This is a genomic window from Sneathiella sp. (assembly GCF_041689005.1).
Lineage (GTDB): Bacteria > Pseudomonadota > Alphaproteobacteria > Sneathiellales > Sneathiellaceae > Sneathiella.
The window spans coordinates 1-21137 of sequence record NZ_JBDNHC010000026.1 but is presented as its reverse complement, the minus strand read 5'-3'; the positions used below and the strand labels follow the sequence as shown (position 1 = coordinate 21137).

The window sequence follows — 21137 nt, the reverse complement described above, 5'->3', positions numbered from 1 at the left end:
TCTCCATGAGTTCCGATCCGAATCGCCTTTCGATCAGCCAGATGGCTGCCGCGCGTCCACCTGCTGCGGCGGGCGAAGCTGCTTACCTTGCGGGCCTGAATCCCGAACAGCGCGAGGCCGTGCTGCACACTGACGGGCCATTACTCGTTCTGGCCGGCGCCGGTACCGGCAAGACGCGCGTGCTAACCACGCGCCTCGCCCACATAATTGGCACCAAGAAAGCCTGGCCCAGCCAGACCCTGACGGTCACCTTCACCAACAAGGCCGCCCGCGAAATGCGCGAACGTGCGCTGAAACTGATCGGCCCGGATGGCGAGGGCCTGCGCTGGCTCGGCACGTTCCACGCGATCAGCGCGCAGATCCTGCGCCAGCATGCCGAACTGGTCGGTCTGAAGTCCAGCTTCACCATCCTCGATACCGACGACCAGGTCCGCCTCTGCAAGCAGATCATCCAGGCCGAGAATATCGACCCGAAGCGCTGGACGCCGCGTTTCCTGGCCAGCCTCATCGACGGCTGGAAGAACCGCGCGCTCACGCCAGACCGCGTGCCGTCTGAGGATGCCCACCTGTTTGCCGATGGCAGGGGCATAAAGTGCTACGAGATCTACCAAAACCGGCTGAAAGTGCTGAATGCCTGCGACTTCGGCGACCTGCTCGTGCACAACATCACCTTGTTTCGCGAGAACCCTGATGTCCTGAAGGATTATCACGCGCGCTTCAAATACATCCTCGTCGATGAGTACCAGGATACGAACGTCGCCCAGTATCTCTGGCTGCGCATGCTGGCCCAGGGCAGCCACAATATCTGCTGCGTCGGCGATGACGACCAGTCGATCTATGGCTGGCGCGGTGCCGAGGTCGACAATATCCTGCGCTTCGAGAAGGATTTCGCGGGCGCCAAGGTCATCCGGCTCGAGCGCAATTACCGTTCGACCCGGCACATCCTCGCGGCCGCTTCCAGCGTCATCAGCCATAACCGGGGCCGTCTGGGCAAGACACTCTATGTCGGCGATGACAGCCCGTCTGACACGGTCGATGCCGAAAAGGTCAAGGTGCGCGGTCTGTGGGACGGAGAGGCGGAAAGCCGCCTGATCGCCGATGATATCGAAAGCTGGGTACGGGGCGGCGGCAAGCATGACGATTGTGCTGTGCTGGTGCGGGCCTCTTGGCAGATGCGGGCCTTCGAGGAACGCTTCATCATGCTGGGCATCCCTTACCGCGTGATCGGCGGCCCGCGCTTCTTCGAGCGCGCCGAGATCCGCGATGCCATGGCCTATCTCCGCCTGATCCGCTCGCCGGATGACGACCTCGCCTTTGAGCGCGTGGTCAACGAGCCCAAGCGCGGCGTCGGCAACACGACGCTGGCCAAGCTGCAGGCCTATGCCCGCGCCGACGGGCGCAGCCTCTACACGCTGACGCCCATGGTGCTGCAGACCGACGAGATCAAAGGCGGCGCCAAGCGCGGCCTCACCCAGTTCATCGACCATATCAACATGTGGCGCGACAAGCTGGCGAACGGCCTGCCGCATACCGAACTGGCCGAAGTCATCCTCGAAGAGTCGGGCTATACCGACATGCTGCAGAAGGATCGCAGCCCGCAGGCCCAGACCCGGCTCGACAACCTGAAGGAACTGGTCCGCGCCATGGGCGAGTTCGACACGCTCGCCGGCTTCCTCGAACACGTGCAGCTGGTGATGGATGCGTCCAGCGGCGGAACAGGGGAGGATCAGGTCCAGATCCTTACGCTGCACGGCGCCAAAGGGCTCGAATGGCCGATGGTCTTCCTGCCGGGCTGGGAGGAGGAAGTCTTCCCGTCGCGCCGCAGTCTTGACGAAAGCGGCCTGAAAGGCCTCGAAGAGGAACGCCGCCTCGCCTATGTCGGTATCACCCGCGCCCGGGCCCGCGCCTATATTTCCTTCGTCGCCAATCGACAGATTTATGGCCGCTGGCAAAGCGTCATGCCGAGCCGTTTCGTCGATGAACTGCCCCACGAACATGTTGATGCCATGAGCGAGACCGGCTTTTCCGGTATGCCGGGCGGTGAAGAGGCGTTTTCGGGCTCGATGGAAGACCTTGGCGCGCGCTCGTCCTATGACAGCCCGGGCTGGAAGCGCCTGCAGGAGAACGCTTCGCGCACCCCCTCGCGGCCCCCGTCCGACGCCGGTCCCCTCACCGCCACATCCGGCGGACCGGACACGCACAAGGCCGGCAACCGCGTCTTCCACGACAAGTTCGGCTACGGCAAAGTAGCTTTTTCCGAGGGCAACAAGCTGACCGTGGATTTCGACAAGACCGGCCGCAAGAAGGTCATCGCGACATTCGTCATCGCCGCCTGATTGCTTGACCTGCCAGCCCGTTCGGCCTTGGATGGCCAAGGGGGATGGCGGCAGATCATGGCAGGCTACATCGAAAAGCGGCTCTATGAACGGGAAACTCTCCGCTATCAGGGCCAGTTCCACTGGCTTTCCCACTTCCGCGCCTGGCTCGCCCTGATCGTGCTCGGCATCGTGATTTTCGGCATCGTATTCTTCATTGCAGAGCAGATTCGGCTGCGCACGACAGAATTTGCCGTCACTGACCGGCGGGTGGTGCTCAAGAAGGGCCTGTTTTCTGCCGATGTGCAGGAGATCACGCTCGATTCCATCGAAGGCAGTTCGATCCGGCAGGGCGTGTTCGGGCGCATTTTCGGGTTCGGACACCTGTCGATCAATGGCCGGGGCGAGACCCATATCGTGTTTCCGGTCATGGCCAATCCGGCAACGTTTCGCGCGCACGCAGAACGCACGAAACAGTCCACACCGTCGGAAGGCCCCGTCTGAAGAAGAGCAGTACCGGCTGGGGCTTGCCAGGGGAGGAGGGATCAAGCCGTCGGCGGGTGATGGGTTTGAAGGTGCGCCTTCTGGGCCAGAGCGGTGCTGCCTCACCTGTATGGAAGACCGTCGCCGAACCGAGGCAGAACGGCCCGTTCATGTGCCGCTCATCGGCCCGGCATAAGCGGTTTTTCCGCTTTTTTTGTTTTGGTCAGAATTCGGAACGGTGCGTTTGATCATCGAAAAAGCCGAATGCGTTAACAAGCACCCGGAATCTGTTTACCTTTTCGGAACGATCCGTTCCGTTATGCACCAGTAGCGACAGCAGTTCTGATGGTAAACTCCAATGAATACCGTTGATTTTCAATGGGTGTACGCAACGTTCCGTTTATGTGCCGACCGTACCTTGCATTAAATGGGTGTTAACGGCACATGATGTATAGGGGCTGTGTATGAAATTGCACAATTGTAGCGGATCGCAGGTCCGTTACGCATCAGAAAGAGCGCGTAGACGTCATGATTGGTAGCCTCCTCGGCATGTTGTCCACAGACATGGCCATCGACCTCGGCACGGCAAACACACTGGTTTATGTGAAGGGGCAGGGCGTCAAGCTCGACGAGCCTTCGGTCGTTGCCTACATGACCCAGGGCGGCCGCAAGATCGTCTATGCGGTCGGCGAGCAGGCTAAGAACATGCTCGGCAAGACGCCGGTGAACATGGAAGCCATCCGCCCGATGCGTGATGGCGTCATCGCCGACTTCGAAGTCGCCGAGGAAATGATCAAGCACTTCATCCGCAAAGTGCACAATCGCCGCGCCTTCGTCTCGCCCCTCATCATTATCTGCGTGCCCAGCTCCGCGACCAGCGTCGAGCGCCGCGCCATCCACCAGTCGGCCCTTGCCGCCGGTGCCCGCCAGGTTGAACTGATCGAAGAGCCCATGGCCGCTGCCATTGGTGCCGGCCTGCCGATTGACGAGCCTGCCGGCTCGATGGTCGTCGATATCGGCGGTGGCACCTCAGAAGTGGCCGTCCTGTCGCTCGGCGGCATCGTCTATTCGCGCTCCGTGCGCGTCGGCGGCGACAAGATGGACCAAGCGATCGTCAATTATCTTCGCCGCGAGCAGAAAATCCTGATCGGCGAAATGTCGGCTGAACGCATCAAGAAAGAGATCGGCACGGCCATGGCGCCGGAAAACGGCGAGGGCATGTCCCTGACGGTCCGCGGCCGCGGCACGCTGGACGGCGTTCCCAAGGAGACCGAGATCACCGAGGCGATGATTGCCGAAGCCCTGCGCGAGCCGGTCACAGACATTGTCGACGCCGTGAAGATCGCGCTGGAGGCCATGCCACCGGAATTGGCCGCCGATATCGTCGATCGCGGCATCGTGCTCACGGGCGGCGGCGCACTGCTTCGCAACCTCGACACGGTCATACGCGAGCAGGCACAATTGCCTGTGATGATTGCAGACGATCCGCTGAAATGCGTCGTGAACGGTTGCGGATATGTGCTAGAAAACTACTCCAAAATGAAAACGGTCCTGTCTCCGGAAGTCTAGGGGAACAGGCCGAAAAAACGGCAAGGAAACAGGGCGAATGGCGCGCCTAAGCCGCTCAGGTCAGAAACCAGGCAAACGCTCTGCAAAGCGTCTGATTCTCTTTGTCTTCATTTTCGGCGCCGCCGCCCTCGTTGTGGCCCAGTCCGCCCCGCAGATCCGTCACGTGTTCGACCCCGTGCGCACCGCCGCCGGCGACCAGCTTGGCGGCAGCGACAGCATCAGCCTCTGGGCCCGCATCAGCGGCCAGGCGGCGCGCGAACGCCGTATCCGCGACCTTGAATCCGAAGTGCGCGAACTGTCGCGCTACAAGGCGGCGGCCATCTCGATGGCCGAACGCCTCGAGGCCTACGAAAACATTCTCAACCTGATGGGCGAACCCCCTGTGCGCGGCGTCACCGCCCGCGTCACCGCCGAGAGCGACGGCCCCTTCGCGCAGACCCTGCTAGCCAATGCCGGTCGGGCGCAGGGCGTTGACCCCGGCGCTATCGCGCTCAATGAAGGCGGCCTTGTCGGTCGCGTCATCCAGCTCGGCGAATATTCCTCGCGCATCCTCCTGATCACCGACTTCAACAGCCGCATTCCGGTCATGGGCGAAGTCAGCGGAGTCCGTGCGATCCTGTTTGGGGGCCGCGACGGCCTCGGCAGCCTGACCGACCTGCCCGAGCGCAGCGGATTCATCGAGGGCGAACGCATTCTCACCTCCGCCGAAGGCGGGGCCTTCCCGCGCGGTCTGGTCGTTGGCGAGGCCCGTCTCCTCGGCGGCGACTGGCGCGTCAAATTCGGAATGGCCAACCGGTCGGGCGGCTATGTCCAGATGGTGCCGCCGCCGCTGATCGAGACGCCGGCCCCGGTTGAAGATATCCCCGCGGCGGACGCAACAGGCGGTCCGGCCCAGGCCAGCGCTGCCCAGGGGGTGCGCCAGTAATGGCCCGCCGCAAGTCCGGTCGTCCCAGCAAGAGCCTCTGGTCGCAAACCGGCCCCACGCCCCGCCTCCTGTTCGGTGCCTTCGCCATTGCCGCGATCGGCCTGCTCGGCCTGACGCCGAAAACCCTGTTCGGCCTGTCCATCGCCTGGCCCTATGCCGCGCTCTGGGGCGCCGTCGGCTGGGGCCGTGTCGGCCTGTCCCTGCGGCCCATGGTGTTCCTCATCATCTTCGGCCTGATCCAGGACATCAGCTTCAACGCGCCGCTCGGCTGCTTCGTGATCGTCAATCTCGTCGTCTACGGGTTCAGCGCCTGGATCGCCTCCATGTTCGATGTCATGCATGAGCCGCTCGTCGCCGTGATCGCGCCGGTCCTGCAATTCATCTCGGGCTTCCTTGTTCTCTGGCTGATGGCCAGCGCGCTCGAGGACCATGCCGTGCGTGCCACCCCGCTGGTGGCCGCCTTCCTGACGACAGGCGTTATCTACGCGATTGTGCACAAGATGTTCGACCTTGGCCGCGCGCCCGGCCAGCCTGTGGGTCAAACGACATGAAGTCCAAGCGCAGCATCGAGGATGATTTCAGCCGCCGCATGGTCCTTGCGGCGGGGGCAGGCGGTGTCGTCTGGGCCGGTCTGGTCGCACGTCTTTTCCAGCTCCAGGTGCTTGAGCGCGAGAAATACCAGGCGGCAGCCGAAGATAACCATATCAAGCTCGCTCTGGCGCCGCCGCAACGCGGACGTATCCTCGACCGGTTCGGCAAGCCGCTGGCGTCTCACCGGCGGGCCGGGCGCGTGTCGATCGTGCCGGAGCAGACGCATGATCCGGCCGGGACACTCGCCCAGATTGCTGCCCTGATCGACCTGCCGGATGACCGGATCGAGAAGATCACGCGCGAAATCACGGCCAGCCGGCGGCGCAATGCCGGGTTCGTGCCGGTGATCGTCGCCAATGAACTGACCTATGAAGACTTTGCCTGCATGAACGTCCATGCGGCTGAGATCCCCGGCATTCAGGTCGAGATGGCGCTGACCCGGTCCTATCCGCGCGGGCGCGATCTTGCCCACGTCCTGGGCTATGTGGCCCGCGCCAGCCAGGACGATCTCACCCGCCTGTCGTCCGGCATGGTGGAAGACGAAGCCAAACGCCTCGAGAAACTGTTCCGCCATCCCGACATGCGCACCGGTCGCCAGGGCATGGAGCGCTTTGCTGAGGAATGGCTGCGCGGCAAGCCGGGCTTCCGCAAACTGGTCACCAATGCCCATGGCCGCGTGATCGAAGAAATTCCCGACGAGAAGTTCGCACCCGTATCGGGCAAGGACCTCTACGTCACCATCGATTCCGAGCTGCAACGCGCCGCCATCGAGCGCTTCGGCGACGAGAGCGGCGCGGCTGTCGTGCTCGATATTGAAACCGGCGACGTGCTGGCCATGGTCTCCACGCCGGCCTTCGATCCCAATGATTTCGTCAACGGTATTTCGGGCACTGCCTATGCCGAACTGCGCGACAATCCGCGCTCGCCCCTCTATCCCCGCGCCCATGGCGGCGTTTATCCGCCCGGCTCGACCTTCAAGATGGTGGTGGCAACGGCCGCGCTCGAATCCGGCGCCGTCAAGCCGACCGACCGTGTGAATTGCAACGGCTACTATCATTTCGGCAACCGTACCTGGCACTGCTGGAAAAAGGACGGCCACGGCTCGATGGACATGCACAATGGCATCAAGCACTCGTGCGACGTCTATTTCTACGAGACAGCCCGGCGCACGGGCGTTGAACAGATCGCGGCCACCGCCCGCAAGTTCGGCTTCGGGGAAGCCTGGACGCTCGGCATGACCGGCGCGCGCGGCGGCCTCGTGCCCGATCCCGAGTGGAAACAACGGGTCATGGACGAGCCCTGGTATGAGGGCGAGACGCTGAACTTCGGCATCGGCCAGGGCCAGCTTGGCGTCACCCCGTTGCAACTTGCCCTGATGACGGCGCGCATCGCCAATGAGGGCCGCAGCTTCAAACCGAAACTGGTTGGCGTTGGCCCCAAGTCGGATGGCGACGGCGTGCTCGACGCGCCGCTTGATGCCGAGATCATGCAGCGCATGAAGGCCGGCATGTTTGGCGTTACGTCCGAAGCCGGGGGCACGGCCTATCGTTCGGGCGACCTTGGCCTTGGCGGGCCGCGCCTCGCCGGCAAGACCGGCACCGCCCAGGTCCGCCGCATCACCAAAGCCGAACGCGACAAGGGTATCCGCAAGGGCGTCAATATCGAACGCGAATTGCGCGACCATGCCCTTTTCGTCGCCTATGCACCGGCTGATGATCCGAAATACGCCATCGCCGTGGTCGTCGAGCATGGCGAAGGCGGCTCATCGACCGCCGCGCCTCTGGCACGCGACATCCTCCATTTCGCCCTCAAGAATGATAGCCGCCGCAAGCCGGTCTACGGCAAGACGGCATCGATCACGCCGGCCGGGGCAGGAGAGCCGACATGAGCCGCGAAGGTTATACCGGTTTCAGTCGCGGCGAAGCCCGCACGCGCACGGCCCGGTCGCTCTCGTTCGAGAATGTGGGGGCGCTCGGCAAGCTTGCGAAACTGCCCTGGGGCTTCATCCTTTTGATCGCTGCCCTGGCGCTCACCGGCGTCGCGATGCTGTATTCTTCGGCGCACACCAATCCGGGTGAGTCCAATCTCTGGTACCTGCAACTGACGCGTTTCGGCATGAGCTTTGTCTTGATGCTGGTTCTGGCCCTGCTGCCTTTGTCGCTCTGGCGCACCCTGGCCATCCCGGCCTACGCCTTCACCATTGTCTTGCTCATCCTTGTTGAAGTGATGGGTGTGTCCGGTGGCGGCGCGCAGCGCTGGCTGCAAATCGGCCCGGTCGCAGTCCAGCCGTCGGAATTCGCCAAGCTCGCCACGACCATGGCGCTGGCCTGGTATTATGACCGCGTCATTACGCCGACATCCGGGCGAATCCTCATCCATATCGGTGCGCTCGTCATCATGTTGATTCCGGCCGCGCTGATCTTCAAGCAGCCCGATTTCGGCACCACGCTTGCGCTGGTCGCATCGGGCTGCGTGGTGATCTTCCTCGCGGGCCTGTCGCTGCGCGTCATCCTGTTCGGTGTGATTGCCGGTATCGCCGCCGTGCCGGGCATCTATTTCGTGCTGGCCGACTATCAGCGCGAACGCGTCGATACGTTCCTCGCCCAGATGTCAGGCGAGTCGACCAATGCGCTGGGCGAGAGCTACCAGATCGAACAGGGCCTGATCGCCATCGGCGGTGGCGGCTTCAACGGCAAGGGCTGGCTCCAGGGCATCCAGTCCCAGCAGGACTATGTGCCCGAACAGCATACCGACTTTATCCTCACCGTGATAGGCGAGGAATTCGGCTTCCTCGGCACGACGACACTCCTGCTCGGTTTCGCGGTGATTCTGGGCTGGGCCTTCTATTCCGCATCCCAGTCGCAGAGCTGGTTCGGGCGCCTCGCCTCGGCCGGCGCAGCGGCGACGGTTGCGTTCTATATCGTGTTCAACGTCGGCATGGTCATCGGCCTCCTGCCGGTCGTCGGCATGCCCCTGCCGCTGATATCCTATGGCGGCACAGCCATGCTCACGACCATGGCCTGCTTCGGCCTCATCCTGGCGGCGCACATGCACAGGGATGAAAAACTGTCCTCGACGGGGCCCATCTGACCCGCTAGCAGAACCCAGAATTGATTTTTATGCCGCGAACGCTAGGGTCGCGCGAAAATATCTACCCCGGGGAGAGGGAACATATGGCTGGCATTGGTCGCAAGACAGATACGTGGAGTTCGCGTTTCGGATTCATCATGGCGGCCATTGGCTCGTCGGTCGGTCTCGGAAATTTCTGGCGGTTTCCCTATACCGCAGGCGAAGAGGGCGGTGGCGCCTTCATCATGATCTACCTGTTCTGCGTCCTCCTGATCGGCCTGCCGCTCCTGATGGCGGAATATGCCATGGGCCGGAAATCCGGCATGTCGGCCATTGAAGGCTTCCAGTCGCTCGCCCGCGCCGAAAGCAAGAGCCAGAACTGGGGCATCGCGACCTGGATCGGCACGCTGACAGCCTTCTTCATTAGCACATTTTATGTCGTGATCTCGGCGTGGCTCCTGGCCTTTTTCATCCAGTCCTTTGGCGGCTATTCCGGCATGGATGCAGCAGCGTCCGGCCAGAACTTCAATGACATGATCGGGCAGGGGGAACATCCGCTTCGCTCGAAATGGTATATTCTCTTCCTCCTGGCCTGTTTCATTGGCGCAAATGTTTTCGTGGTCGGGCGCGGGGTCAAAGGCGGGATCGAGCGCGCTTCGACGATCCTGATGCCGGCCTTCTTCGTGATGCTTGTCATCGTCGTCGGGTTTGCGGTGATGAATGGCGACACGGCCCGCGCCGCCTCCTTCATCCTTGAACCGAAATGGGAAGATGTCGGCTTCGGCACGTTCCTCGCCGCCATCGGCCAGGCCTTCTTCTCGATTGGTGTCGGTGTCGGCCTGATGGTCACCTACGGGGCCTACCTGTCGAAAGACACCAACATCCCGCGCTCCTCGCTGATCGTCGCCGGGTCTGACACGCTGGTCGCGATGATCGCGGGCTTCGCCATCTTCCCGATCGTGTTCGCTGCCGGGCTTGATCCGGCCGGCGGGCCCAGCCTGTTCTTCGTCTCGATGCCGGTCGCGTTCGGTGCCATCCCGGGTGGGGAAATCTTCGCATCGGTCTTCTTTGCGCTCGCGCTTTTCGCGGCCTTCACATCGTCGATTTCGCTTATGGAGGTCAGCGTCTCATGGCTTGAGGAACGCCAGGGCGTCACGCGCTTCGGCGCCGCGCTCGGCATCGGTTTCTCGATGTTCATGATCGGTGCGGCTTACGTCTTCTCGCTCGAATATCTCGACTTCATGGACTTCATGACTGAAGGCCTGCTCCTGCCACTCGGGGGCTTGCTGACGGCCACGTTCGCCGGCTGGATCCTCAGCCGCGACATGCTGACCTCGGAACTGGGCGAAGGCATGATCATGAATGCCTGGCGATTCCTGATGCGCTGGTTCGTGCCGCCCTTCATCGCGATCATCCTGGTCTTCGGTTTCATGGACAAGATCCAGGACACCTACAATGTGCCGCTGCCTGGCCTGCTGACCAAGCTGCTCGGCCCGAACATGGTCCTGCCAAAGGCGGAATAGGGACTTACCACCCCCTCACCACCCCCCAGACCCCCACCGTCTAAGCCCCCTCTCCCTACGGGGAGAGGGGGCTTAGTGATGTCCAGCAGAAAAAATTAGCGGCCTCCAAAATACCAATTTCTGTCATTGCACATAGATTGAGTGACCGGCAGGAACCCGCTGGTACTGTTGAAAAAAGTCCCAAAACAGTAAAATCGGTCAAGTAATCCGTATGCAATCTATTCGTTGTCCTTGTAATCACTAATTTTGTCATTTCAACTTTACAACGACATCGCCTGGCCCTGCTGTCTTCAACAGAATCTGCCGCAATGCGACGGTGGGTTCAAACTTGCGAGGGTCCGGTTTGGGGCAAAAAAAGGACGCTTATGATGTCTCTTTCCCGGCATCAAAACGACTTGCGCACCGACACAAAGACTTGCCTTGGCGTATTGTAAGTCTGCTGGATCAGGCCGTATTCAGCGATGTTCAATGCGTCAACCAGGACGGTCTCATCGGTGAGGTTTGATCCTTCCAGCGCGAGCGCCCACCCTTTGCTGTTCTGCGCAAGCACGAGGCGGGCATCAAACAGGGTGCGCTGGGGCGAGGAGAGAAGAGCACTGTTTGAACTATCGAAAAATATGTTCGAGCGGTGATCGGCATCAATCGAGAACGTAAGAGAAAGGGATGGATTAAGTGCCCATCGTTTCTGACCGGATAGGCGAAGGGCCATTTCAGGGGCAGCGGTTAGGCGAGCGCCCGCCCGATCAATCCCGTTTGCGTCGATAAAATCAGTATAATGCGCATCCAGCAGCACGAGACCAGCATCAAATGAGAGCCCGCCGTCATCTGTCCAGGCTAAGCTTGCCTCAACCCCATTGATTTCTGCATCGGCGCTGTCGAGCACCTGGCGCGTTGGCGGAGGTGTTGGCCTGAAGGTGAAATCCTGCAACCCATCATATTTATAATTAAACGCCGAGACACTGGCGCTCAGGGAACGCCCCCAATTCTTCGACATGCCGATTTCAAGTGCGGTTACTTTCTCTGGTTGCACGGGCCCGAGTGTATCGAATGGAAAGAGTGCGCCGCCATTGAAACTGCTTGATCGAAAGCCGCGACTGGCCGAGACGAAGACACTGCTACCGGCGTCAAACGCCCATGAACCAGCAAGCCGCCAGGATAGGGCATCATCCTCGACACTATCGGCGCGTTGCGGGGATAGCGTTGTGTCAGGCAGGGCCTCTCTGAAGTCCGTTTGCGTCCTGAAATCGGTTTGCTCCACGGTGTATCGCAGACCCGCCGTCAGCGTCAGCGCGTCAGTCGCCCGCCAATCCATCTCGCCATACAGAGCCGTTGACTGAACCTCCTGGACATAATCCTGCTGCAGGCGAAATGGCCCAAGGAAAAAGTCGACCGGAGAGAACGGGACGCCGACTGCGCGCAGGGCACCGAGATTGTCATAGCGATTGGTTGTTTCAAGCTGCTCGTCGAGAAAGAATAGGCCTGACGTCCACGAGACGTCGCCGACACGCCCCTTGAGATTGAATTCCTGCGTCACGGCCTCGCTCTGGTTCAGAAAATCGAGGTTGGCTATTGAAAGGGGGCTGGCATCAGTATCCTCAAATATTTCCCGGTCGGCCATTCTAAAGGTAGTGACAGACTTGAACCGGACAGGCCCGTCGCGGGAGATCACAAGTGAGCCATGCCCGACGTCTAGCATCTCCTGGGTCGGTCGATCATACGCGCCTTCATATGGGTCGGAAGAATACCCATAGCCCAGTATATTGACGCAGGTTCCGGTCGATATGCGCGATGGATCGCACAGCTGCGGCGCACTACCGAGGGCCAGGCTTTCCGGGGCGAAAAGTCCGAGCCCCTGATGCGCTGTCATGTCTGATCTGTCGGCGAGCCAGCCGACGGTTATGTCAGCGGCCCAGGGACCGGAAAGCTGAAGATCACCACGCAGTCGAACGCCCCATTCGTCAAGGCCGTTTACGCGGTCACCTGTTGTGGTATTGCGCGTAAAGCCATTGGAATTCCGCGACATACCGGAGATGCGCAGCGCGAGCGGCCCGTAGCGGCCGAAATCATATGCCGCCTCGACCCCCTTAAAATTTAGCTCTCCGAGACTGACCTGGGCGTAACCGCTAGCATTTTCGCCCGGGCCCTGAGTTTCAGTTATGATCGCACCCCCGGTCGCGTTGCGTCCAAACAGGGTTCCCTGCGGGCCTTTCAAAACGGATACCGAGACAATATCGAACAGGTCTAGATTTTGTCCCAGCGGAGAGGCGATGAAAGCCTCATCCTGGTAGATCGCTATACCGGGATTCGCGCTTGGATTAATGTCGTTCGATCCGATACCCCGGACAAAGAATTGAGGGGCAGAACTTCCGAAGATCGATCGTTGTGTAAGGGCCGCAGAGAGGGCCGACAGATCGCTTGCCCGCACTATCGAAACTCTCGATAGTTTGTCGGCATTGATCGTATCGACGCTAACGGCTTTGAGGCTGTCGCGGCTTGCAAACCGGTCTGCGGTCACAGTGATTGTATCGAACCTTGTTGGCTCGGGGGCTCTTTCCTGCGAATAGGCAGAGGACAAGCTGCATCCCAGAACGGCGGTTAGAACTGCAAATGGCTTGATCATTATGTTACTCACGTTTCGGATGAAAGATCCGGAACTTTTCGGTCCGGAATTTGGTCCGTATTATTTTCAAGGGGTGCAGCGTTGCATCGGTCAAAGTGAGGAACAATTTTGGTCATGGAATAGCAAGACCCTGATACCAGGTCTCGTGACACACTGCTCCGTACAGCAAAAAAAGGACCGCCCCCATATATGGAGGCGGTCCTGTTTACTATTTAATTGGGACGGTCAGCGTCTCATTTTCCTGTTCATAATGGCTCTTACGAACCGCAATCAGGAAGATCAGAATGCCGAATCCAGCCTTGGCAATGATATCGGCAATCGTATAGCCGACCTGGATAATGACATCAGACGATGCATCGCCAAGTCCGATTGCTCCAGCAAAATAAACAACCGGATAAAATGCCCAGCTAGCGACGGTTACATTTCTTGCCATCTTGATCAGGCCGCGGGAATCCTCCGGCTGGCCCTCAATGGACTTGGACAGACCGACGAACAATTCATAGATGATCCAAAGGAACGGGATCATCGCCAGCCCACCCCAGAGCCAGCGACCGCTCGTGGCTGAGGCTATCTCACCTGGGTAGCCGAGGGCGATCATCAACGCCGCCAGGACACCCAGTCTGGTTCCGCGCGAGAGCGTTTCCGAACGGCTGAGCCCCATTACGAGAATTAGCTCGATCAGCAGCAATGGCACCGTCAGAAGCCAGTCAACGTATCGATAGGCATCATTAAACGGCGTTCCTGTTGCCTGAATAGTACCATCTACATACACATACGCATCAGACCAGCTCTCGAAAATACGAAAATAGTGATAGGCCGCGATGAATGTGACGAGGCCCGTTATCGTCAGGGCGGTTTTGTAGCGTGCTGTGACCTGACTCCTGCCAAGCCAGAAAAAGATTGTGGCAGCTGCCAGGGTCGCAAAACCGAACGAGAATGCATTGTAGACCAAATCATATTGGCCAACAGATAGATTTTCCATTGCTTGATCCCTCCTCTAAGGACACAGAAGGAGGTAGATCAATCATGTAACCTTCAACTAGCAGGCGTGCGACATTACGTCGCAGAACGTTACGCGCGCCGCTCGGAAGGCACGTCAAGTCCGAGTTAAACCAGGGCGACCTGGTAACCATAAGCCCCGTTCTGACGTGATGCAGCCAAACGCCGGGGTGTTGTTTTGGGCGCTTTAGAATTCTGGGTTCTTCTGCAATGTGGCGTTCGTCTCTCGCTCCGAGGATGGTTGGCGAATAACGACTAAGGGCCAAACTCGGTGCTAGGCCCACTTTCCCCCAACCGATCACCACAGACTGGCTGCGCTAACCTCCATTTTTAGCTAGCTGATGTCGCAGTGCCAACAGCCCGACACCTCGCGCGGGTCGAACTGCATGTATGTGCAGCTTTCGACCCGACCGGCTGCGGCGCCCTGCCGCTTTGCGCCCGGTCAACGACATCCCACTTCCTATAGGAAGGACACCCCAATGGCCCGCATCCAAACTTCCGAAACCCGCACCGAAGCAATCCACAGGACACCGCGCGATCTGTCTGACCAGATTGCACTCGGCCTCACCAAAGGCCCAAGACTGTTTGCCGACCTCTTCTTTCGCAAACGCTATGGCCACCGAGCGGTCACGCTCGAAACCGTGGCTGCCGTGCCAGGCATGGTCGGCGGCATGCTGAACCACCTGAAAAGCCTGCGCCGGATGCAGGATGACAGAGGCTGGATCCATACCCTGCTTGCGGAGGCCGAGAATGAGCGGATGCACCTGATGACTTTCGTCGCGGTGGCGCAGCCATCCTGGTTCGAGCGCGCGCTGATAATCTTCGCTCAGGGCGCCTTCTTCAATGCCTTTTTCTTACTTTACCTATTCGCTCCGCGTACGGCTCATAGGCTAGTCGGATATTTTGAGGAGGAAGCCGTTGTCAGCTATACCAACTATCTTGCGGCCATCGATTCCGGCGAGCTCGCCAATCCGCTCGCGCCGCGGATTGCGATCGACTATTGGAAGCTTTCACCGGACGCGACGTTGCGCGACGTCGTCATCGCTGTTCGAGCAGATGAAATGGAGCACCGCGATGTGAACCATGGCTTTGCCGATGAGCTCACAACATCGACACGCTTACGCCAGCCATTTGCCAGTACAGGGGAAAAGGCCTGACAAGCGTCGCTTTAGCCTTCGGTAATCATCCTAGAGACTATTGGGCTTGAAAATCGAAATCTTCGGTCTTGATTGAGGGCGGATCTGGTCAGGCCTGAACACAGGCATTCCAACACCACCAATGTCCTCCCCGTTCTCCAACTCGGTCATCCCAACACAGAACATCGGTCTATAAAAAGGCCAGACGCTCTAGATGACGAAGGGACTTGAGGATCTCAGATCAGAAGCTGTTCGCGCTGCGGAGCAAGAAGGTCCACGAGCGCTTGCACGGTAGCACCTTGCGCTTTTCTGGAATCCCACCATGAGAAGAGAGCCGACAAATCGGATACGGCCGCGCGGAATGCCTCTGAATGCGTTGGTAGTTCATCACAGAACCGATGCTCTTTTGAACCGCCCCGGTAACCCCGGCGGCAATTTGGTTGGGGTCATGCAGCGATAGCGGTTTCCTTCAGCGCGGCATAGTAGTTGGCCTCGGCTTCTGCCGGTGGGATGTGCCCGATGGCCCCCAGGAGTCTGCGGTTGTTGACAGAGTGATTCCTGAGGGCTGATGTTTGTTTTTGTATTATTGAGATCATGGATATTTTCTACCGGACATCACTATACCCCCTCCCTCCCGGGAGAGGGGGTATAGTGATGTCAGATAATAAATGCCTAGGGGCAATTTGCAGGATACGGTCATCTGCAAGCCAGTGACTGTTCGACTGGATGAAGCGTGCTTGTGGCGCATACGACGGGGATTAATCAATTTCGTAGCTATTGAAGATGCAGTCGGCTTAAAGAGCCAAGCTCTAGGTATCGGATCGAATTCAAGGTTGGAATAATGGCCAGCTACTGGGCAGTCGAAATTCTTGGCGAAGCTGTGGACCTCGATCAAATCACGCGAGCGTTGAACCCAGATTTCGATCCATGGATTGAAAGAAAAAGCCCCCACGCCGACTATGCCATTCGAAGCAGCGAGTTCAACACGTTGCAGACGGCGCTAGAGGTCCGTGATCGTGCTGCTATCTTGATCAATTTTCTGAAGGGTGCTGTGGCATTGACTTCTGGTGTGGAACACGTTCGAGGCGGAAAAATTCTTGAAGTTTTGGACGACGGAGAAGTAGTTGTCGCAGTTTTTGGGGAAGCTCACGGTCGACTACGAGGTACAATCTTGACCGCTTCGGCCACGGTGACGACCCTTGACGGGACAGCAAAACCGCCGAGGCCGCCGTCTCCCACAGAAGCGCAAAGATACATTCAGTCCGCAATCAGAAACGATGATGTTGCAGATCTACTCACATTCGTCGGACGCGCCGATAACTGGTTCGACTTGTACAAGGCCATAGAAATGGCTGAGAAACTGGCGGGTAGCGAACAAAAATTGCAGGCACTGCTCCAAGGTGGGGGAGCCGATTTCAAGAACGCAAGAACGACAGCAAATTGGCATAGACATGCCCGTGCGCATAAGCCGAGTCGTCCAGCAACGTTTGACGAGGCGTGCTCACTAGTCCGACATGCCGTACTTTCTGCACTTGTCAAATTTGGTGAAATTTAGATTCGAGCAGTCCGCGGAGACGCTCCATTCCGATGTGGGACTATTTGAGGATCAGGTCACTTCCTGGAGATCTTTTGACATATCGTGGTAGATCTCGCCGTCCGGCCCTTCCCGGTAAATTCGCACCGGTGCACCGCTCAGCTTGGCGTCTGGCAGTAGGGAAAGCTCGGCGGCGATCTCCCGCTTGTCTCGGCGAACGAACGCCATCAGCCAGAACGGCACCGAGATCAGCACCGCCAGGGCAATGTCGCGCCAATCCTTGGCAGTCAGGGCAGGGTAGGCGACCAAGAACAATCCCGCGAGAAAAGCTAAAATCCGTCCCATCCTGATTTCATGCCTGAATTTGGGGCATAAGAAAAGCCCGCCGCAATCCGGAGAGGGACTTCGAAGGGGCTATAGGTTTCGATTAATTGGTTAGCTTGTCTTGGTATTGTACCAGTATTTATCGGATTGGGGTTGAGGGCCTGCAACGTGAAGGCCGAGTTTGGGCTGGTCCCCGCGCAACACATAACAAAATCCAGAAACGAACGATTGCTGTTTCGCGATGTCTCGGTATTCGACGAAGCCCATGAAATAGACCCATTCATCGGCAGTGACCGCCATACTGGTCTTATCAAGTGCAAAGGAATTCATGTTGTCAGATCGGCTCTCGCCGCCAATTGAGAGTGAGTAGGGAGTTTTTGTACGATTTGGACCGAGATTATCCGGATCAAATGGAGGTGGAGCGGCCTGAGCCGGCCATTTCACCCAATCACGATAAATGGCTGTAACTACTGCCCCACCCCGTCCAGTATTTTCAATGAAGCATAGAGCCGCTTCTTCGGTGATTTCTCCCTCGCGCAAGGTCGCCGACCTACCGTCCCTTGGTTTAAGCGTAAGATATGGGGTGCGCTCAAGCATCAATAGTTGGTGAGCGGCGTTAGCTCCCTGAATAGTTTCGAATATCGTGATTCCGAGTCCGATTAAGCCCAAAAAGGTCAGAGTCGCCATCAATGTTGCCAAATAGACGGAACTTTCTTGACTCCAATTCACCACCTGTTCCGAAGAGGAAAATCCAAACCATTGTGGATAGATAGGGACCCATATGACAGCGAAAATCACCAGTGTTGCAAGAACTCCAGCAATAATTCCAAAAAACAATTTCATGGATTACTCCCAATCCGGCAGCCGATACAATTTTCTAGAATATACTATCGTAGCCTAAAAGTGGCTGAGTTCGGGTAGAGGGAGAGCGAAGTATCGACGCCAAGCGTCGACACAGTTCTGGAGAATGCTCGACAAGGCTCGCTGGGAGCCGTCGATCTGCTCGACGATAACTTGCTCACCACCACCGTATTTGCCCTCGCCAAATCGGAGTGCACCGTAACCCAATGAAACCGTCGCGACTGCTTTTTGTGAAGAAACCCGTACTTTACTACGGTTGAGTTCGCGGTGCTTAAAGGCTTCAGCCACATCACGCAGGAGAGCTATGTCTGCTTGAAGAGCGGTGGTTCTAAGATAGGTGCATTTGCTTTCGACCTGCGTTCGGATCAGTTTAATCGCATTTAGGTCTCCGTGGCCAATAGCGTCCGCTAGTTGATGCAACTCAATGGATGCTGTTCTGGCTCGGCGAATAACTTGTTCTCGCACAGAATCGAGATCGTTGGCGCAGTCAAGTTTCGCTCTAGAGAGCTCAACCTCGGCCTCGAAATACTCTCGGACGGCCGGAAGCACGATCGTTTGAAAGTCCGACTTCACAGGTGCGAACCTCCAACGATATTCAGCGTCGATAGCGCCAACGTCCGAGCCAACTCCGGATTCAATCTGCACACCCCATTGCTCTGAATATCAAAATCCGCACCACTAAACGTCTCTTCAGCAATCACTTTCAGAATGACCCGATCCACAACTGGCCGCTGAGGCTCCATCAAGTCCAGCGCAAAAGACGGCGTCAGATCTTTTTCCTTGTGCCTCTGGTCGTGAAGAACTCCAATCATCGGATCATAGCCATCGCAAATCGCCTGTATCTTCATTTTCGTGAGCAGTGCAGCATACGCATAGTTCAGCATCGCGTTGATAGGATGCGAAGCGTTCTTGTTCTTCGGGTTTACGCCAGTGAGAATTGAGGAGCGTGAGAGGTATGTCCGCCAGTCGTCTGGGACTGGATGACGTGCAGTCGCTCTCCAATTGATTTCTACACCTTGCCACGCTCGCCAATACGAGCTCGCGGCCTTGCCTTCCTGTCCCAAGAGCTTTGAAGGCGTATCAGCGTCGCCTCTCTCGATGAAGGCGAGATCGTCACGTATTGCCTCTACCGCTCTTTCCTGATGCCTGGACGACGGGACAAACTGTTCCAATGTTTCAATGCTGGCTTCCAGCTTCTGCCGCGTGATCTTGATCGCGAACGCTAGCTTCTTGTCCGAATCGTTCCGTGTTTCATTTTGCCAGGCAACCTTTTTCCTATCGGCCGCAAATCCGCTAGGGCTCATTACGGTCGTGCCGGTGCCATCAAATTTTATCCGTATCAATGGAACGCCTTGATCCGCGAGCCAGTCCAACGCGTCGAGCGTTATATTGCCCGAGCCATCAATAACTACGATGCGAGGGGGTAACTCCAGATCACCCTTGAAGAACTCCCAGACCTTTGGCTTTGACGGGTAATGTGTATTGCCGTCTTTAATTACGAGCCGCTTTTTATCTACGGTAATTGAAAGGCCATGCCCGGTTAATATAAGCGGGTGTGATTGCCTTTCTCGGCGCATCCTTTTGGGTTTATTGGCTTCGGATAAGTTATTCCAGTAAATGCAACGGTCAGCCCATTTGGCGTCTAAATCGGATGTAACTTTTTCCGTCGCTGTCACTTAATTTAGCCCCTTGAAACGTATGCTTTTTTTAACATGAAATATATTCCGAAAATAGATATAAATAAGCGTGAAAGGTTCGAAAATGCGTGGGAAACTTTTGCCGATTTAATTGTTCCAGGTTCGAATCATCGCGGAAAGCTTTTGCAATTGCGCGTGGGAAAACGCGATGAAACGCGAGAAGAAACCGAAAAGCGCATTTGGTTGCTGGATAAGACCGAGCACGGATTGAAGCAGCAATTTCTTTCTTATATTCCCGACGGTTTCTTTCGCGTCTACGGCTGCGAAATATCTGCTGTGGACAACGAAAATAAGAAAACGCAAATCAGCTGCGAGCTATTCAATACGCGATTGTCTGGCTTTCAACCATTTTGGGGTGAAGACCGAATTGAGGTTTTAGGAAAAACTTATATCGGTCTCGAATTTGAGGCCAACATTGACGTCATCCAAGCAGAATGGCCCAGCCACGACTTTCGACAAGAACTCGGGGATCGCCCAGGGGACAGGTCGTCTCGATCTGCTCCAGACGATGTTCGCAAAGAAAGTCCTTCGTCGATGGAAGGCGAGAGTCGTCTGCCGACAAATGTAGCTGAAACAAATCGTACTGGTCGCCCGTCAAAAGGCGACATGATTTCGTCGGCCATTTCTCACTTCGCGACTGCAAAAACTAACTGGTGGACTGCCATCCCCAAAGAAGATCGGCGCAAACAATACTATGCACGAATAAAGGAAGCCCACGATCTCGATCCAACTCGATCAGACGGATTCTCAGTGAAGACTATCGAGAAATACGAAACAAAATATCGAAAAGAAACGAAGATCTAGCGCTCCTATTTATCCTACAAACCGGCTATCGAAATATAGTTTTTATAGGCTTTGTACAGAGAATAAATAGGACGCCAATCCTGTTGCATCGGTCCGTCATGAGGCGGGCCTGCATGACAGGAGACTTCTTTTGGCCCGCCAACGCGACCACAAAGCAGAATACGCCCGCCGCATAGCGCGCGGCAAAGCACGTGGGCTGAGCCGGTCCCAGGCACGCGGCCACGCCAAAGCGTCCGAGACGCAACTCAAGCCAAAGCCAAGCGCAGTCAAATCAGACGCGCGCATAGAAGCCGCGATCCTGGCCATGAACAATGGTGAGAGCCTGACGCGTTCGGCCAAGGACGCGCGGGTCTCGCCTGAACGGCTGCGACGCTTCATCGTCTCGCAGGATATGGGCATAAAGCAGGGTCGCCGGTGGGCGCTTGCTGATAGCCGCCCGCGCCGCGTCCCGATCATCAAGGACACAAACATAAGTGCGATCACTGTTCCCGGCTTCGATGATGCGAGCCGCGTCGGCAAATATCACAACCGAATTGGCCAGTTCGTGCGCACGCAGGACCTGTCAGTCCTTGAGCCATTTGTCGGCGAAGGTGTCACCGACATTTCCGGCAAGTTCCATCCCTTCGAAACCGATCCCAACGCGCTGCTTCGCTACGCGATGAAGGACGAACCCGAATTCCACGAAAT

General features: G+C 57.8%; 18 protein-coding genes. 12 read left to right on the top strand and 6 right to left on the bottom strand.

What is annotated here, in order from left to right:
• The first annotated feature begins 5 nt into the window (after window positions 1-5).
• From ACESNI_RS03125 to ACESNI_RS03090, 8 genes are all read left to right on the top strand, one after another.
• Window positions 6-2336: an ATP-dependent helicase gene (locus ACESNI_RS03125; RefSeq protein ID WP_373084949.1), complete on the top strand. Its 2331-nt coding sequence runs from the start codon at window positions 6-8 to the stop codon at window positions 2334-2336.
• Window positions 2337-2393: 57 nt separating this feature from the next.
• Window positions 2394-2819 carry a PH domain-containing protein gene (locus tag ACESNI_RS03120; protein WP_373084946.1) on the top strand — a complete coding sequence of 142 codons (426 nt, stop codon included), beginning with the start codon at window positions 2394-2396 and terminating at the stop codon, window positions 2817-2819.
• A 507-nt stretch (window positions 2820-3326) separates the two neighbouring features.
• A complete protein-coding gene (locus ACESNI_RS03115; protein ID WP_373084944.1) occupies window positions 3327-4367 on the top strand; it encodes a rod shape-determining protein in 1041 nt (346 codons plus the stop codon).
• A 37-nt stretch (window positions 4368-4404) separates the two neighbouring features.
• A complete protein-coding gene (gene mreC, locus ACESNI_RS03110) occupies window positions 4405-5292 on the top strand; it encodes a rod shape-determining protein MreC (protein WP_373084942.1) in 888 nt (295 codons plus the stop codon).
• Window positions 5292-5843 carry a hypothetical protein gene (locus tag ACESNI_RS03105; RefSeq protein WP_373084939.1) on the top strand — a complete coding sequence of 184 codons (552 nt, stop codon included), beginning with the start codon at window positions 5292-5294 and terminating at the stop codon, window positions 5841-5843. The genes mreC and ACESNI_RS03105 overlap by 1 nt, the downstream gene beginning before the upstream one ends.
• Entirely contained in the window at window positions 5840-7771 is a 1932-nt protein-coding gene (mrdA, locus tag ACESNI_RS03100; protein ID WP_373084937.1) for a penicillin-binding protein 2, read from the top strand. Before ACESNI_RS03105 ends, mrdA begins: the two co-directional genes overlap by 4 nt.
• A complete protein-coding gene (gene rodA, locus ACESNI_RS03095; RefSeq protein ID WP_373084935.1) occupies window positions 7768-8973 on the top strand; it encodes a rod shape-determining protein RodA in 1206 nt (401 codons plus the stop codon). The genes mrdA and rodA overlap by 4 nt, the downstream gene beginning before the upstream one ends.
• Window positions 8974-9056: 83 nt before the next feature.
• On the top strand, window positions 9057-10475 hold the full coding sequence (locus ACESNI_RS03090) for a sodium-dependent transporter (protein WP_373084932.1): 1419 nt from the start codon (window positions 9057-9059) through the stop codon (window positions 10473-10475).
• Window positions 10476-10860: 385 nt separating this feature from the next.
• On the opposite strand, the gene ACESNI_RS03085 is transcribed toward ACESNI_RS03090, so the two are convergent.
• Complete coding sequence (locus ACESNI_RS03085; RefSeq protein ID WP_373084930.1) at window positions 10861-13095, bottom strand: TonB-dependent receptor; 2235 nt, start codon at window positions 13093-13095, stop codon at window positions 10861-10863.
• A gap of 208 nt (window positions 13096-13303) precedes the next feature.
• The gene (locus tag ACESNI_RS03080) at window positions 13304-14077 is read right to left on the bottom strand and encodes a bacteriorhodopsin-like (RefSeq protein ID WP_373084928.1); all 774 of its coding nucleotides are present in this window, start codon (window positions 14075-14077) and stop codon (window positions 13304-13306) included.
• 496 nt (window positions 14078-14573) lie between these two features.
• Here ACESNI_RS03080 and ACESNI_RS03075 point away from each other — a divergent pair, with 496 nt between their 5' ends.
• Window positions 14574-15251: an alternative oxidase gene (locus tag ACESNI_RS03075; protein WP_373084927.1), complete on the top strand. Its 678-nt coding sequence runs from the start codon at window positions 14574-14576 to the stop codon at window positions 15249-15251.
• Between the two features lie 820 nt (window positions 15252-16071).
• Window positions 16072-16785 (top strand): hypothetical protein, encoded by a 714-nt coding sequence (locus ACESNI_RS03070; protein WP_373084925.1) that lies wholly within the window; start codon window positions 16072-16074, stop codon window positions 16783-16785.
• A gap of 51 nt (window positions 16786-16836) precedes the next feature.
• Here ACESNI_RS03070 and ACESNI_RS03065 read toward each other — a convergent pair whose 3' ends face one another.
• The 4 genes from ACESNI_RS03065 to cas1 all read right to left on the bottom strand — a co-directional run bounded on the left by ACESNI_RS03065 (window position 16837) and on the right by cas1 (window position 19625).
• Entirely contained in the window at window positions 16837-17109 is a 273-nt protein-coding gene (locus tag ACESNI_RS03065; protein WP_373084923.1) for a hypothetical protein, read from the bottom strand.
• Window positions 17110-17199: 90 nt separating this feature from the next.
• Window positions 17200-17931 carry a hypothetical protein gene (locus ACESNI_RS03060; protein ID WP_373084921.1) on the bottom strand — a complete coding sequence of 244 codons (732 nt, stop codon included), beginning with the start codon at window positions 17929-17931 and terminating at the stop codon, window positions 17200-17202.
• Window positions 17932-17985: 54 nt separating this feature from the next.
• A complete protein-coding gene (locus tag ACESNI_RS03055) occupies window positions 17986-18522 on the bottom strand; it encodes a hypothetical protein (RefSeq protein ID WP_373084919.1) in 537 nt (178 codons plus the stop codon).
• Window positions 18519-19625, bottom strand: coding sequence for a CRISPR-associated endonuclease Cas1 (gene cas1 / locus ACESNI_RS03050; RefSeq protein WP_373084917.1), 1107 nt, complete (start codon window positions 19623-19625; stop codon window positions 18519-18521). The genes ACESNI_RS03055 and cas1 overlap by 4 nt, the downstream gene beginning before the upstream one ends.
• 36 nt (window positions 19626-19661) lie before the next feature.
• Here cas1 and ACESNI_RS03045 point away from each other — a divergent pair, with 36 nt between their 5' ends.
• Window positions 19662-20450 (top strand): hypothetical protein, encoded by a 789-nt coding sequence (locus tag ACESNI_RS03045; protein WP_373084915.1) that lies wholly within the window; start codon window positions 19662-19664, stop codon window positions 20448-20450.
• A 304-nt stretch (window positions 20451-20754) separates the two neighbouring features.
• Window positions 20755-21137 (top strand): hypothetical protein (locus tag ACESNI_RS03040; protein WP_373084913.1); only part of this gene is annotated, 383 nt, incomplete at its 3' end.

Excerpts from the sequence above, each read along its gene's own strand:
- ACESNI_RS03045 (WP_373084915.1), top strand. The coding sequence starts at position 19,662 with ATGAAATATATTCCGAAAATAGATATAAATAAGCGTGAAAGGTTCGAA.
- ACESNI_RS03070 (WP_373084925.1), top strand. The coding sequence starts at position 16,072 with ATGGCCAGCTACTGGGCAGTCGAAATTCTTGGCGAAGCTGTGGACCTC.
- ACESNI_RS03080 (WP_373084928.1), bottom strand. The coding sequence starts at position 14,077 with ATGGAAAATCTATCTGTTGGCCAATATGATTTGGTCTACAATGCATTC.
- ACESNI_RS03075 (WP_373084927.1), top strand. The coding sequence starts at position 14,574 with ATGGCCCGCATCCAAACTTCCGAAACCCGCACCGAAGCAATCCACAGG.
- ACESNI_RS03065 (WP_373084923.1), bottom strand. The coding sequence starts at position 17,109 with ATGGGACGGATTTTAGCTTTTCTCGCGGGATTGTTCTTGGTCGCCTAC.
- ACESNI_RS03105 (WP_373084939.1), top strand. The coding sequence starts at position 5,292 with ATGGCCCGCCGCAAGTCCGGTCGTCCCAGCAAGAGCCTCTGGTCGCAA.
- ACESNI_RS03090 (WP_373084932.1), top strand. The coding sequence starts at position 9,057 with ATGGCTGGCATTGGTCGCAAGACAGATACGTGGAGTTCGCGTTTCGGA.
- ACESNI_RS03060 (WP_373084921.1), bottom strand. The coding sequence starts at position 17,931 with ATGAAATTGTTTTTTGGAATTATTGCTGGAGTTCTTGCAACACTGGTG.
- ACESNI_RS03125 (WP_373084949.1), top strand. The coding sequence starts at position 6 with ATGAGTTCCGATCCGAATCGCCTTTCGATCAGCCAGATGGCTGCCGCG.
- mreC (WP_373084942.1), top strand. The coding sequence starts at position 4,405 with ATGGCGCGCCTAAGCCGCTCAGGTCAGAAACCAGGCAAACGCTCTGCA.
- rodA (WP_373084935.1), top strand. The coding sequence starts at position 7,768 with ATGAGCCGCGAAGGTTATACCGGTTTCAGTCGCGGCGAAGCCCGCACG.
- ACESNI_RS03115 (WP_373084944.1), top strand. The coding sequence starts at position 3,327 with ATGATTGGTAGCCTCCTCGGCATGTTGTCCACAGACATGGCCATCGAC.
- ACESNI_RS03120 (WP_373084946.1), top strand. The coding sequence starts at position 2,394 with ATGGCAGGCTACATCGAAAAGCGGCTCTATGAACGGGAAACTCTCCGC.
- ACESNI_RS03085 (WP_373084930.1), bottom strand. The coding sequence starts at position 13,095 with ATGATCAAGCCATTTGCAGTTCTAACCGCCGTTCTGGGATGCAGCTTG.
- mrdA (WP_373084937.1), top strand. The coding sequence starts at position 5,840 with ATGAAGTCCAAGCGCAGCATCGAGGATGATTTCAGCCGCCGCATGGTC.